Origin of the sequence: Xanthomonas arboricola pv. populi (assembly GCF_002939945.1) — a bacterium.
GTDB lineage: Bacteria > Pseudomonadota > Gammaproteobacteria > Xanthomonadales > Xanthomonadaceae > Xanthomonas > Xanthomonas arboricola_A.
In genome coordinates, this window is record NZ_MDEB01000006.1 from 128,469 (window position 1) to 142,300 (window position 13,832).

The window sequence follows — 13,832 nt, forward strand, 5'->3', positions numbered from 1 at the left end:
AGACCCGGGTCGATGACCCAGCTGGCGCGCGCCTGAGACTTCAAGGTTCGCCGGCTGTCATCGACGACGGTCGTCACCAGGCGAACCCCATGTACAACGAAACCCTGCGCCTTGCCCAAGGCGTCGATGCCTTGATCGCACCCATGGCCGACTTCAACACGGCCGATGCGGTGGAGTACCTCAACACCCTCGACCGCGACGAGGCCGCACTGGTGCTGGCCGCGCTGCCGCAGCCGCGTGCGGTGAAGGTGCTCGAACAACCCGAGCTGCACGCCGCCAGCGCCCTGGTCGCGCAACTGCCGGCCGAGCAGGCCGCCTCCCTGCTCGGGCAGATGGCCGACGACCGCGCCACCGACATCTTCCACGGCCTGGATGCCGAGCAGCGCCAGGCGTTGCTGTGGCTGCTCAGTGCCGAGGCGCGGCTGTCGATCCAGGCGTTGATGCGCTATCCGCCCAACACCGCCGGCGCGCTGATGACCACCGAGTTCGTGGCGGTGCCAGCCAACTGGACGGTGGGCCGCACCCTACAGCACATCCGCGAGGTGGAGCGCAGCCGCGAGACGGTCTATGCGATCTACCTGCTCGACCCGCACAGCCGCGTGCTGACCCAGGTGGTCACCATGCGCCGGCTGATCACCGGCGCGCCGGATGCGCCGATCCTGGAGGTGGCACAGGTCAACCCGCCGGTCACGGTGGGCCCGGCGCTGGACCAGGAAGAAGTCGCCCGGCTGATCCGCCGCCACGACCTGCTGGCGATCCCGGTGGTGGATGCGCACGGCCATGTGCTGGGCATCGTCACCGTGGACGATGTGCTGGACGCATTGATCGCCGAATCCACCGAGGACGTGCACAAGTTTGGCGGCATGGAGGCGCTGGACAAGCCCTACATGCAGATCGGCTTCGGCCAGATGATCAAGAAGCGCGCCGGTTGGCTGAGCGTGCTGTTCCTGGGCGAAATGCTCACCGCCAGCGCGATGCAGCACTTCGAGGACGAGCTGTCCAAGGCGGTGGTGCTGACCCTGTTCATTCCGCTGATCATGAGCTCGGGCGGCAACTCCGGCTCGCAGGCCACCTCGCTGCTGATCCGCTCGCTGGCACTGCGCGAACTGCGCCTGGGCGACTGGTGGAAGGTGGCCCTGCGCGAACTGCCGACCGGGCTCACCCTGGGCGCCATCCTGGGCATCCTGGCGATCGTGCGCATCACCCTCTGGCAGACCGCCGGCCTGTACGACTACGGCCCGCACTGGCAGATGGTGGCGCTGACCATCGGTGCGGCGCTGATCGGCATCGTCACCTTCGGCTCGCTGTCCGGCTCGATGCTGCCGTTCGTGCTGCAACGGCTCGGCTTCGATCCGGCCAGCGCCTCGGCGCCGTTCGTGGCGACCCTGGTGGATGTCACCGGCCTGGTGATCTATTTCAGCATTGCCGCGGCGATCCTCAGCGGCACCTTGTTGTAGCGCCGCAGGCGGTGCGCGGGGGGCGCGAGGAATTGCGCCCCGCCATGCTCCGGTCGGGAAGCCGCACGCATTGCGGCACCTCGCCCGGTCGTTGACGCTGCGTCTCGACACTCGGCACTCGGCACTCGGCACTCGGCACAACGCGGCCGGTGCCGGGCCAGGCCGTACCGGCGGTCCAGCCTGCATCGCTGCACGGCCCACCGTGGAGCGATGCGCAGCGGCGATTGCGCCTCAGAAGGTCACATACAGCGTGGCGCGCAGGTTGCGGCCCGGTTCGCTGTAGCGGCCGATGCCGTCGTCGGTGGCATAGCCGTACAGATAGAAATCGCCGCGGGTGACATTGCGGATACGCGCCCACTGGTAGTAACGCTCGTCGAACAGGTTGTAGACGCCGAGATTGACGCGTACGTGCGCGTTGAAACGGTAGCTGCCGAACAGGTCGACCACGCTGTAGGCATCGCTGAGGAACGGCTCGGCCGCAGCACCGAAGATGTCGTTCTCGACAGTGACGTCCTTGGCCTGCTTGGCCAGCGCATGGGTGATGTTGGCGGTGACACGCAGGCGCTCGTCCAGGCCCTGCCAGCTCAGGCCAAGCACGCCGCGATCCGGATTGATGCTGTCCAGCGGGCGGCCGTCCTCAAGCTCGCCCTGGTTGTGGGTCCATGCCGCGCGCAGCAGCCATGCATCGCCGAGCCTGAACTGCGCATCCAGTTCCACACCCTTGACCTCGACCTGGCCGACATTGCGCAGCGTGGTGTAGGCGTAGCCGTTGCGCGTGGTGCACACGCCGCGGGTACAGGTCTGGTAGAGCGTGCCGGCATCGGTGGTGACGGTTTCGCTCTGGATGAAGTCGTCGTAGCGGTCGCGGAACACCGACAGGCCCACGCGCGCCCAGTCGCTCTCCCAGCGCCAGCCCAGTTCCAGGTTGAGGCTGCGCTCGGCCTCCAGCGCGGGATTGGCGGCCACCGTCGGCACGTTGACGGTGGCGCCGGTGTCCACCCGGGTCAGCGCGGTGATGCTGGTCGGGGCATACATCTCGGCCGTGGTCGGGGCACGGAAGCCGCGCCCGGCCTGGAACCACAGCGTCTGCTGCGGGGTGAAGGCGTAGCTGATGCCGGCCTGCCAGGTGGGCGAGGAGAACGTCACCTCGCGCACCGTGCCGGTGCTGTCGACGAAGGTAGGCGACAGCGTCGGCGCGTAGCGATAGTGGTCGTAGCGCGCACCCAGGGTCAGCTGCAGGCGGTCGTCGAGCAGGCCGATGCGATCGCGCAGGTACACGTTCCAGCTGTCGGCATCGGTCTTGGGCACCTGCGCCGGGTCGATGGTGGCGGTGTCCAGCGTGCCGGCGTTGTTCCAGCGGTAGTCGATCGCGCTGTAGTCGATGCTGCGACGCTGCCAGGCCGCCCCGTATAGCAGTGCCTGCGCCCAGCCGTTGCCATGCAACTGCTTGTCGAAGTCGACCGCGATGCGGTCCAGGGTCTGCTCGGTGTCGCGGTCTTCGGCCCGGCGACACGGCAGCGCCACCGTGCAGCGCGTGGTGGCGGCGGTGGCCGGCGTGCTCGAGCTGCCGCTTTGAGTAAGGATGCGGGTGGTGCCACGGCTGTCGGTCTGCTGGCGGTCCAGCTGCGCCTGCAGGGTGTCGAACAGGGCATTGTCGGCGTTCCAGAGGTAGCGCAGGCCGTAGCGGTCACGGTCGTTGCGGTCGTCGCCAACGCGTTCGGCGTAGCTGGGCGCGCTGACGCGACTCAGGTTGTCGACCCGGTTCTGCGCGCGGTTGCGCTCGTACACCACGCCGAAGCGGTGCTGCGCATTGGGCACCACGTCGAGCTTGGCCAGCACGTTGTCGCTTTCGTTGTCGATCGGGTCGGGCGTGCGCCGCGCGCTGCCGGTGTCGATCCCGGTGCTGGAATACCAGCCCTCCGATGCGTGGCCCTCGCGGCGGGTGTAGCTCAGCATCGATTCGACGATGCCGCTGCGGTTGGCGACGGTGAGGTTGCCCAGCCATTGGTCGTTGTGGCCGGTGTAGCCGGTCTTCAGGCCGACATGGCTGTCGTTGCCCTGGGCCTTGAGGTAGTCGTAGGGGTCCTTGGTGGTGAACACCACCGCGCCGCCGAGCGCGCCGCTGCCGGCGCTGATGGAATCGGCACCCTTGACGATGTCCACCCGCTTGAGCGAATCGACGTCCACGCCGCCGCGGCCGGCGCGGAAGAACTCGTAGTCGCGCGCGGTCTCCACGCCCTCGGCCATCGACAGACCGTCGATGGTCATCGCCACCCGGTCGCCTTCCAGGCCGCGAATGTTGAAGCCGTTTTCGCCGAAGCGGCCCATGTCGGCGATGCTCACGCCGGGGATGTAGCGCACCAGATCCTCCATGCTCTCGGCCTGTTCCTGCTGCAGCTGCGCGGTGTCGAGGGTGGTGACGTTCTGGTTGCTGGAGGCGCGCTTGTCGCGCGCGGCCTTGACTTCGACCGGGTCGAAGGTGGTGGCGTCGGCGGGTGCCTGTTCGGCATGCAGCGGGAAGGCCAGGCCGGCGGCGATCGCCAGGGCCAGCAGGGTCGGTGTCAAGGTCATCGAGGAGTCCACAGTCAGGAAGAGGAAGGAGCGCCGGACGGCGCGGACCTGGCTGCAAGCGGCAGAACACCGCAGTCGCTTGGCTGGGTGGGCCCGCCAGCGGCGGGCCAGGTGGCGCGGGCGCCAGGGCCCGCGCAGCAGGTCAGTCGGCCCGGGCCGGCGTGGTGGCCGGCGCGGTCGCAGGCGCCGGCGGCGGCAGCGCGGCATCGCTGGCATCGACCACGCCGTCGTGGTTGCGGTCGACGCGGGCGAAGGTGCGCAGGCCCGACGCCTGATATTCGGCAAAGCTCATGCGCTGGTCCTTGTCGGTGTCGAGCACCTTGAAACGCACATGCACCTGGCGGTCGTCGGCCTGTTCGAGCGCGGTGAGGCGGCGGTTGAGGCGGTCTTCGAACTCCACCCGGTACTCGTCCGGCGACAGCGCCGCGTTGCGGTCGCCGTCGGCGCTGGCGAACTGCGCAGCGCGCAGGCCGGCGTATTCCTTGCGGCCCACCTTGTCGTCGCCGTTCTCGTCGTAAAGCGCGAGGAAGCCCTCGGCCGACTGGCTGTCGGGCATGCCCGGGCGGCCGCCGTCGCGGTCGAAGGCCTGCGTCCGATCGGCAGGCGCATCCTTGGCCGCTGCCGCCAGCGCCGCCTGACCGCGCGTCCAGTCCTGCGCGCCGGCCGTGTCGAATTCGGCGCGCGACACCTGCCCGTCGCCATCGGCATCCAGGGCGGCAAAGCGGGTCCGGCCCTGTGCCGCCTGTGCGCCGCGTTCCTGCTCCAGCGCACGCTGGCGGCGCTGGCGGAACTCGGCCACGTATTCGTCCTCGTCGACGCTACCGTCGTGATTGCGGTCGGTGGCGTCGAAGCGGGCGCGGCGAAAGGCGGCGAAGTCGGCGGCGGTGATGCGGCCGTCGCGGTCGTCGTCGTGCTGGGTGATGAAGGCCTGCACGTTGTTGCCGTGACCGCCGAGCAGCGGGCGCGGGTCAGATTGGGCGAGAGCGGTGGCAGGAAGTAACAGCGCGCACAGATACGCGCCGGCCAGGGAGCCAGTGTTCATGGATTGCCTCTTGAGGGGAGAAACGGTGCCGGGCCGTGGCGCTGGCTGGGCCTGCAGGCGTGTCGGTACGCCGGGCGGAGACACCGCGCCGGTGAAGTCGGGCCAGTGGGGCAATGCAACCGCCGCAGCGGTTGCGCGGCGCTACGGCTCCAGCACCTGGAAGGTGAGCGTGGTGCTGTTGCTGTACTCGCGCACCGGGGCGTCGGCCGGGGCCGGGGTGCGGTGGCGGGACAGCGCCAGCCAGGTGCCGGCGCGGTCAAGCTTCATCGTGGCGCGGCCGGCCGCGTCCGTGGTCAGGCTGACCAGCGTCGGGGTGCGGTCGGAAGTCCAGACCGCCTCGCTGATGTCCACGGTCTGCCTGGCCAGCGGCACGCCGTCGTACTGCACCGTGAAGACGAAGCTCTCGCCGACGTACAGGTCGTTGGGATGCGAGACCGGCACCAGTTCCAGGCCACGGTTGCGCGGCGCCAGCGCGGTGCGATCGGGCTTGCCGACGCTCAGATAGGTGTCGGCCAGGGTGCGCGACTGGAAGCTGGCAAGCAGCGTGGCGCCCTTGGGCATGGCCACGTTGGGGTCGCGCACGGTCTGCCGTTTGCCATCCAGCTCCCAGGTGCGGAATTGCGCGCCCACGCGCAGGCCGGTGCTGACCCGGTAGGTGCCGGGCTGCTTGCCCAGGGGGTGTTCGACCACGGTACGGGTGTCGAGCGCCTGCACCCGGGCCGGCGCGACATCGCGGCCGTCGGGCCCGGTGATGATGAAGTGACTCTGGTCGAATGCCGCTTCCGGGACGAAGAAGGTCTCGGCGAAGGCCGCGTCCAGAGTCACCTTCTGGCCGGGCTGGGGCGCAAAGGTGTTGGGTGCCAGATAAGGGGTGTGCGCAGAGGCGGAGGCAGCGAGCAGCAGCGCCGACAAGGTCAGCAGTTTCATGGGGGGCCCTGTTCCGAGTGGGTCGCTGGCGGCAGGGCGCGGGGCGGCGCAGGAAGCTGGCTGACCACACGATATTAACGAAAATGCGAATCGTTCACAACAATAATAGGCACTGCGTCGCTCTTGTCCGCCGCGGGATCGATGACGTGCGCTCGGGCCGACGTGTACCGTGTCCGTTTTCCCGCCGCCTCTTCGCCATGAGTACCTACCACCTGCAGCAGGTCTTTCGTCCCACCACCGTGGCGGTGGTCGGCGGCAGCCCGCGCGATCGCTCGGCCGGGCGGGCGGTGGTGCGCAATCTGCGCGCGGCCGGGTTTCCCGGGCAGATCGGCTGGGTGAGCCCGCGCTATACCGAGATCGACGGCGTGCGCACGGTGGCGCGGCTGACCGATCTGCCCTGGGTGCCGGACCTGGTGGTGATCACCGCGCCGGCGCGCATCGTGCCGCGCATCGTCTCCATCGCCGCGCGGCGCGGGGTGGCTGCGGCGATCATCCTCACCGCCGGGCTGGGCAACGGCCCCGGCTCGCCGGCCGCCCGCATGGAAGCGGCCGCGCGCGCCAAGGGCATGCGCATCCTCGGCCCGCACTGCCTGGGCGTGATCGCCCCGCATGCGCGGCTCAACGCCAGCATCGCCGCGCATTGCCCGCAGGCCGGCGACCTGGCGCTGATTTCCGAATCCAGCGCGATTGCCGCCGCACTGGTGGAATGGGGCGTGGCGCGCTCGGTCGGGTTCTCGGCGGTGGTGTCGCTGGGCGATACGCTGGATGTGGATTTCGGCGATCTGCTCGACTACTTCGCCACCGACTACCGCACCCGCGCGATCCTGCTGTATGTCGAACGCATCGGCGATGCGCGCAAGTTCATGTCGGCCGCACGCGCCGCCGCGCGCGCCAAACCGGTGGTGGTGGTCAAGTCCGGGCGCCAGTTCCGCATCAATCCCAACGCCGATACGCATGCGCAGGCGCTGGCCGGCTCGGATGCGGTGTATGGCGCGGCATTCGCGCGTGCCGGCCTGTTGCGGGTGGGCGCGCTGGACGAATTGTTCGCCGCTGCCGAAACCCTGGGCCGGCTCGGCAGTTTTCCCGGCCGGCGCCTGGCCATCCTCAGCAACGGCGGCGGGGTGGGGCAGCTGGCGGTGGACCAGCTGGTGCTGCGCGGCGGCACCCTGGCCGAGTTGTCGGCCAAGACCCTGGAGCGGCTGGATCAGTCGCTGCCGCAGGGGTGGTCGCGCAGCAATCCGGTCGACATCATCGTCGATGCAGATGGGCCGCGGTATGCCGCAGCGATCGAGGCCTTGCTGGACGACCCGGAGAACGACGCGTTGCTGGTGGTCAACGTGCCCACTGCGTTCACCTCCTCGGCCGATGCGGCCAAGGCGCTGACCCGCGCGCTGGACCAACGCGACCGCTACCAGCGCGGAAAGCCGGTGTTTGCGGTGTGGCTGGGCCAGGACGATGCGGCCATCGCCGCGCTCAATGCCGCGCGCGTGCCCACTTACGCGACCGAATCGGACGCGGTGCGCGGCTTCACCCACCTGGTGCGCTATCGCGAGGCGCAGGCGGCGTTGATGGAGACCCCGCCCAGCCTGCCGGAAGATTTCGTGGTGGATGCCGGCATCGCCCGCGCGGTGGTCGACGAAGCCTTGGCCGCCGGTCGGCGCTGGCTGGACCCTGTCGCCACCAACCGCCTGCTGGCCGCCTACGGCATCCCGATCGTGACGCTGCAGGTGGCCGCTACCGCCAACGAGGCCGCATTGCTGGCCGATCCCTTGTTGGCCGTCGGCCGCACGGTGACCTTGAAGGTGCTGTCCAGCGACATCGCGCACAAGTCCGATGTGGATGGCGTGCGCCTGAACCTGTCCAGCGTGGCAGCGGTACGCGAAGCGGCGACCGGCATCCTGGCGCGTGCGCGCGCCGCGCTCCCCAACGCGGTGATCGAGGGTGTGATCGTGCAGCCCACCGTGCTGCGGCCCAAGGCGCGTGAACTGATCGCCGGCATCGCCGACGACCCGGTGTTCGGCCCGGCGATCGTGTTCGGGCGCGGCGGCACTGCGGTGGAAGTGATCAACGACCGCGAGCTGGCGTTGCCGCCGCTGGATCTGCGCCTGGCCCACGAGCTGATCGGGCGCACGCGGGTGTCGCGCATCCTCAAGGCCTACCGCGACGTGCCGGCCGCCGACGAGCGCGCGGTGGCGCTGGTGCTGGTCAAGCTGGCGCAGCTGGCCGCCGACATCCCCGAAATCACCGAACTGGATATCAACCCGCTACTGGCCGACCGCGATGGCGTGATCGCGCTGGACGCGCGCGTGGCGGTGGCGCCGGCGCGCAAGCTGCACAAGGGCCGCGGCCATCCGCGCTTTGCGATCTTCCCGTATCCGAAGCAATGGGAGCGCCAGATCGGGCTGGGCGATGGCACGCACGCGCTGGTGCGCCCGGTGCGCCCGGAGGACGACGCATTGTTCCGCGCGTTCTTCGCGCGGGTCACCGACGAAGACCTGCGACTGCGCTTCTTCCAGTCGGTCAAGCATTTCAGCCACGAATTCATCGCGCGGCTGACCCAGCTCGACTACGCGCGCTCGATCGCGCTGGTGGCCATCGACCCCAAGACCGGCGACATGCTCGGCGCGGTGCGGCTGCATGCCGACGCCGACTACGAGCGTGGCGAATACGGCATCCTGATCCGCTCCGACCTCAAGGGCCACGGCATCGGCTGGCAGCTGATGCGCATCATGATCGAGTACGCGCGCTGGCTGGGCCTGAAGCAGATCGAAGGCCAGGTGCTGCGCGAGAACCGCACCATGCTGGCGATGTGCCAGAGCCTGGGCTTCGGGGTACGCCCGGATCCGGAGGATGCGACCCTGATGGCGGTGACACTCCCTATAATGGGCGAGCCACGCCCGGCCTGACCTTGGGTCACGCCGCGGTCCCCTCCTCACCGCATGCCGGATCTGCCGGGCCTCGCCCCGGCCCGTTGCTCCGGCTGTCGTCTCGGCCCGCCTGGGAGTGTCAATGTTTCGCGATTTCAGAATGTCGTTCTTGGTCACAGCGATCTGCCTGGGCCTGGCCGCCTGGTGGGGTCATACCTCCGCGATGGGCATCTGGCAGGCCCTGTGGCTATGCCTGGTGCTGAGCGTGCTGGAAGTGTCGCTGTCGTTCGACAACGCGGTGGTCAACGCCGGCGTGCTCAAACACATGAACGCGTTCTGGCAGAAGCTGTTCCTCACCGTCGGCATCCTGATCGCGGTGTTCGGCATGCGCCTGGTGTTCCCGATCGTGATCGTGTCGGTGGCCACCGGCATGGGCCTGGTGCCGGTAATGCAGATGGCGCTGAAGGAGCCGGACCGCTACAGCCAGGTGCTGACCGACAACTACCCGTCCATCGCCGCCTTCGGTGGCATGTTCCTGCTGCTGGTGTTCCTGAACTTCCTGTTCGACCAGGAGCGCAAGCTGCACTGGCTCGGCCCGGTGGAGCGGCTGGTCGGCAAGCTGGGCAAGGCCGATGCGATGTCGGTGATCGTGGCGGTGTCGGTCCTGCTGGGCACCAAGCTGTTCCTGCCCGACGCCATCTTCCAGAGCGTGCTGTTCGCCGGCCTGGGCGGCATCCTGCTGTACCTGCTGGTTGGCAGCGTGGATGCGCTGTTCGAGGCCGAAGAGGGCGAGGACGGCATGGGCCCGGCCAAGCGCTCGGGCATTGCCGCCTTCCTTTACCTGGAAGTGCTGGACGCCTCGTTCTCGTTCGACGGGGTGATCGGCGCGTTCGCGATCACCCGCGATGTGGTCATCATCATGCTGGGCCTGGCGATCGGCGCGATGTTCGTGCGTTCGATGACGGTCTATCTGGTGCACAAGGGCACGCTGGACGAGTTCGTGTTCCTGGAGCACGGGGCCCATTACGCCATCGGCGTGCTGGCGATCATCATGTTGGTCGGCACCGTGTACCACGTGCCGGAAGTGCTGACCGGCCTGATCGGCGTGGCCTTCATCGCCGCCTCGGTGTGGTCGTCGATCCGCTACCGCAAGCGCCACCACATCGGCCCGACCGAGATCTGATCTCGCGCATTGGCCGCGCTAAAGCGTCACGCTGTTCACTTGAGAGCGGCTCGCAAGCGTCTTCGCGGTCATCGGGTGGACGCTGCTGACGGACGGACGGACGGGCGGGCGTCGCTAGGTCTGTGGCTTGGCTGCAAGGCCCTTGCCCGCCCACCCTCGCGGGACACGCCGCAAGTACGTCCCTGTAGGCTCTGGCGCGGCATCCATGCCGCTCAAGGTCCCGCGACGGTGAGCGGGCAAGGACCAGTCGAGATGGTCGGTACGCAAAGTAAGAGCAGCGCCTGATGCGCCTTGTTCGATCGTGAAGCATCGTGTCCACGTCTGATGCGCACCGCGCGACAGACAGCTCTTCAAACAAGAGCCGACCAACTGTCTGGTGCGGTGTCCTTGCCGGTTGCGGGACCGTGTGGCGGCATGGATGCCGCCACCGAGCCCCGAGGGATGGGTTCACGGCGTGTCCCGCAAGCGGCGAGGGCACCGCGCCCTCGACGCTGCGCGTTCTTGCTGCAGAGGCCTCGACCGCAACGTCCAAAGAGAGAACGGCAGCGCACACCCGGATTCGGCAGTGGCGAGTTTGCTTCCGCAGCTTGGGCGTGCCGGAGGAGCGGCCCGCCAGGCGTGCGGTGCCGCTTGAGGCGGTCGCGGCCAACTGACTGGCTTCAGCATCGATGTGTGTCGCGGCCAACCCAACCGGACCCAACTGATCGACAGAATTGCCGGTTTGGGCCTTGACTGCGCAGTCCAGTTGGACGGGTTGGCAGCCTCCCGCCGACCGTTCGTCAGACAGTGCTTTGTGCTGTAAGGGTTTTCGGGAATTTCCTACATTTGGTGTTGACCCCTCCGGGTGACCCCACTATCTTGGGGGAGTCGGTGGTTGGTCGCCCCAAGGCGTCCGGACCAGTGAGAGCATGATTTGCAGCAGGTTGCCAATCAAACGCCTCTCCGCGGCGGCAGCGATGAACGATCACAGCCATCCGGGCGTTGCCTGGAGCGGGCGGCGTGGTTTCGTTGCGCCGCGGTTGTTTCGCCACCGACCACTGCGCGACAGCACACCGCGCGGTGGCGGCCGTGGAATCTCCGGTAAGGAGATGGCTGGTGAAGGCGATGCCGCCGCAGACCGTGGGTCTTGCGTGCTGGTCGTCGCGCACCGCCATCGCTGTCCAGGGAATCCGGATCCGGCCGCAACCCGTCCCCAGCCGGGTTCGTGTGCCTACGCATGGAGGACGCATGACCACCAACGACACCCTTGCCGCGATCGCCGCCGGTACCGCAACACCCACCAGCGTTCCCGCCAGTGTCAGCGTGCCCGGTTGCGGCGCGCCGGAATTGACCGACCCGTCGGACATCGTGCCGCCTCCCCGCCAAGCCATTGCAATGCACGCACAGACCATCGAAGAACAAGCCGTCGCCACCTGGATCACCAAGGAAGCCGGCAACCGCAGGATCCCGTTCGAGCCGGAGCGCCTGGAGCGCGCCATCGACCAGATCCATGCCGAATTCCCGCAGCTGGACGTGGCCGATTACAAGCGTTCGGTGTTCGGCTTCGTCGACCGCAAGGACAGCGTCAACGCCGACGACCTGGTCGACCATCTGATCCGCGAGGCCGAGGCCCGCGTCGATCTGACCACCCCGGAGTGGGAGCACTTCGCCGCGCGTCTGTACCTGCGTCGCCTGTACAAGCGCGCCAGCCGCAACCGTTTCTACGACGCCGGCCAGAAGTACGGCTCGTTCGTCGGCCTGCAGGAGAGCCTGGCCGACCGCAATGTCTATTCCAACGACATCCTGCGCCGCTACTCCAAGGACGAACTGATCGAAGCCGGCAAGATGATCGAGCCGGAGCGCGACAAGCTGTTCGCGTACAACGGCTTGTACCTGCTGGCCACGCGCTACCTGGCCACCGACAACTCGCGCGGCGTGTTCGAGCTGCCGCAGGAGCGTTGGCTGACCATCGCGCTGTACCTGATGCAGGACGAGATCGGCAACGGCAAGGGCAGCCGCGAGCGCCGCATGCAGCTGGTCGGCGAGGCCTACTGGGCGCTGTCCAACCTGTACATGACCGTGGCCACCCCGACGCTGGCCAATGCCGGCAAGGTCGGCGGCCAGCTGTCGAGCTGCTTCATCGACACCGTCGACGACAGCCTGCAGGGCATCTACGACTCCAACACCGACGTGGCGCGCGTGTCCAAGCACGGCGGCGGCGTGGGCGCGTACCTGGGCTATGTGCGTTCGTCCGGTTCGGCGATCCGCGGCGTGTCCAATTCCTCCGGCGGCGTGGTGCCGTGGATCAAGCAGCTCAACAACACTGCGGTGTCGGTGGATCAGCTGGGCCAGCGCAAGGGCGCCATCGCGGTCTATCTGGACATCTTCCACCGCGACATCGAGTCGTTCCTGGATCTGCGCCTGAACAACGGCGACCAGCGCCTGCGCGCGCATGACGTGTTCACCTCGGTGTGCATCCCCGACCTGTTCATGGAAGCGGTCGAGCGTCGCGGCGACTGGTATCTGTTCGATCCGCACGAAGTGAAGCGGATCAAGGGCTGGTACCTGCAGGACTTCTACGACGAGAAGAAGGGCGACGCCAACAGCAGCTTCCGGCGCAAGTACGAGGAAGTGGTTGCCGACGAGCGCATCACCCGCAAGACGGTCAAGGCGATCGAGATCTTCAAGCGGATCATGGTCAGCCAGCTGGAAACCGGCAACCCGTTCATGTTCTACCGCGACGAAGTCAATCGCAAGAACCCGAACAAGCACGAGGGCATGGTCTATTCGTCCAACCTGTGCACCGAGATCCTGCAGAACATGAGCCCAACGCGGATGATGCAGGAGATCATCAGCGGCAATCAGATCGTCACCACCAAGAAGGCGGGCGACTTCGTCGTGTGCAACCTGTCCTCGATCAACCTGGGCCGCGCGATCACCGTGCAGGCAGACCAGGCCGATCTGCTGGGCGCCGACGTGCTGGAGCGGTTGATCCCGATCCAGGTGCGCATGCTCGACAACGTGATCGATCTGAATCAGTTGCCGGTGCCGCAGGCCACCATCACCAATCAGAAGTACCGCGCCATCGGCCTGGGCACCTTCGGCTGGCACCATCTGCTTGCACAGAAGGCCATCCACTGGAATGCCAAGGAAGCCGAGGACTACAGCGACGAGCTGTACGAGCGCATCAACTATCTGACCGTCCAGGCGAGCATGGAGCTGGCCAAGGAAAAGGGCACCTACAGCGTGTTCCGCGGCAGCGACTGGCACACCGGCGAGTACTTCCGTGCGCGCGACTACAACAGCCCGCAGTGGCTGGAGCTGTCCGCGCAGGTGGCCGTCAACGGCGTGCGCAATGCCTGGATGCTGGCGGTGGCGCCGAACATGAGCACCGCGCAGATCGCCGGTTCCACCGCCTCGATCGACCCGATCTACAGCGCGTTCTACTACGAGGAAAAGAAGGACTTCCGTCGTCCGGTCGCCGCGCCCGGCCTGTCGCTGGACACTTGGCCGTACTACGAAAAGGGCGCCTACAAGGTCGACCAGTTCGCCAGCGTGCGCCAGAACGCGCGTCGCCAGCGGCACGTTGACCAGTCGATCAGCTTCAACTTCTACGTGCCCAGCACCATCCGTGCCAGCACCTTGCTGGACCTGCACATGACCGCCTGGCGCGAAGGCCTGAAGACCACGTACTACGTGCGTTCCAACGATATCGACATCAGCGAGTGCGAGTGGTGCAGTAGCTAAGTGCATTCGCGCTTCGCTTCCACGGTTCGCGTTGCGAACCGCGGACCCTGCTTCACCAG

7 protein-coding genes are annotated in these 13,832 nt (G+C 67.6%); 4 read left to right on the top strand and 3 right to left on the bottom strand.

Features of this window, described 5'->3' with window-relative positions; translation table 11 throughout:
• Positions 1 to 89 precede the first annotated feature (89 nt).
• A complete protein-coding gene (gene mgtE / locus XaplCFBP3123_RS15895) occupies positions 90 to 1,457 on the top strand; it encodes a magnesium transporter (RefSeq protein WP_104534907.1) in 1,368 nt (455 codons plus the stop codon).
• 231 nt (positions 1,458 to 1,688) lie between these two features.
• Here mgtE and XaplCFBP3123_RS15900 read toward each other — a convergent pair whose 3' ends face one another.
• From XaplCFBP3123_RS15900 to XaplCFBP3123_RS15910, 3 genes are all read right to left on the bottom strand, one after another.
• Positions 1,689 to 4,028, bottom strand: coding sequence for a TonB-dependent hemoglobin/transferrin/lactoferrin family receptor (locus tag XaplCFBP3123_RS15900; protein WP_104534908.1), 2,340 nt, complete (start codon positions 4,026 to 4,028; stop codon positions 1,689 to 1,691).
• Between the two features lie 142 nt (positions 4,029 to 4,170).
• Entirely contained in the window at positions 4,171 to 5,070 is a 900-nt protein-coding gene (locus tag XaplCFBP3123_RS15905; RefSeq protein WP_104534909.1) for a hypothetical protein, read from the bottom strand.
• A 141-nt stretch (positions 5,071 to 5,211) separates the two neighbouring features.
• Complete coding sequence (locus XaplCFBP3123_RS15910; RefSeq protein ID WP_104534910.1) at positions 5,212 to 5,997, bottom strand: DUF4198 domain-containing protein; 786 nt, start codon at positions 5,995 to 5,997, stop codon at positions 5,212 to 5,214.
• Positions 5,998 to 6,194: 197 nt separating this feature from the next.
• Here XaplCFBP3123_RS15910 and XaplCFBP3123_RS15915 point away from each other — a divergent pair, with 197 nt between their 5' ends.
• From XaplCFBP3123_RS15915 to XaplCFBP3123_RS15925, 3 genes are all read left to right on the top strand, one after another.
• Positions 6,195 to 8,903 (top strand): bifunctional acetate--CoA ligase family protein/GNAT family N-acetyltransferase, encoded by a 2,709-nt coding sequence (locus XaplCFBP3123_RS15915; protein WP_104534911.1) that lies wholly within the window; start codon positions 6,195 to 6,197, stop codon positions 8,901 to 8,903.
• Positions 8,904 to 9,006: 103 nt separating this feature from the next.
• On the top strand, positions 9,007 to 10,047 hold the full coding sequence (locus XaplCFBP3123_RS15920) for a DUF475 domain-containing protein (RefSeq protein WP_104534912.1): 1,041 nt from the start codon (positions 9,007 to 9,009) through the stop codon (positions 10,045 to 10,047).
• Positions 10,048 to 11,274: 1,227 nt separating this feature from the next.
• Positions 11,275 to 13,773 (top strand): ribonucleoside-diphosphate reductase subunit alpha, encoded by a 2,499-nt coding sequence (locus XaplCFBP3123_RS15925; RefSeq protein ID WP_104534913.1) that lies wholly within the window; start codon positions 11,275 to 11,277, stop codon positions 13,771 to 13,773.
• Positions 13,774 to 13,832 lie beyond the last annotated feature (59 nt).

What these genes read in the sequence shown, in the direction of transcription:
- mgtE (WP_104534907.1), top strand. Translation starts at nt 90, where the DNA reads ATGTACAACGAAACCCTGCGCCTTGCCCAAGGCGTCGATGCCTTGATC.
- XaplCFBP3123_RS15900 (WP_104534908.1), bottom strand. Translation starts at nt 4,028, where the DNA reads ATGACCTTGACACCGACCCTGCTGGCCCTGGCGATCGCCGCCGGCCTG.
- XaplCFBP3123_RS15905 (WP_104534909.1), bottom strand. Translation starts at nt 5,070, where the DNA reads ATGAACACTGGCTCCCTGGCCGGCGCGTATCTGTGCGCGCTGTTACTT.
- XaplCFBP3123_RS15910 (WP_104534910.1), bottom strand. Translation starts at nt 5,997, where the DNA reads ATGAAACTGCTGACCTTGTCGGCGCTGCTGCTCGCTGCCTCCGCCTCT.
- XaplCFBP3123_RS15915 (WP_104534911.1), top strand. Translation starts at nt 6,195, where the DNA reads ATGAGTACCTACCACCTGCAGCAGGTCTTTCGTCCCACCACCGTGGCG.
- XaplCFBP3123_RS15920 (WP_104534912.1), top strand. Translation starts at nt 9,007, where the DNA reads ATGTTTCGCGATTTCAGAATGTCGTTCTTGGTCACAGCGATCTGCCTG.
- XaplCFBP3123_RS15925 (WP_104534913.1), top strand. Translation starts at nt 11,275, where the DNA reads ATGACCACCAACGACACCCTTGCCGCGATCGCCGCCGGTACCGCAACA.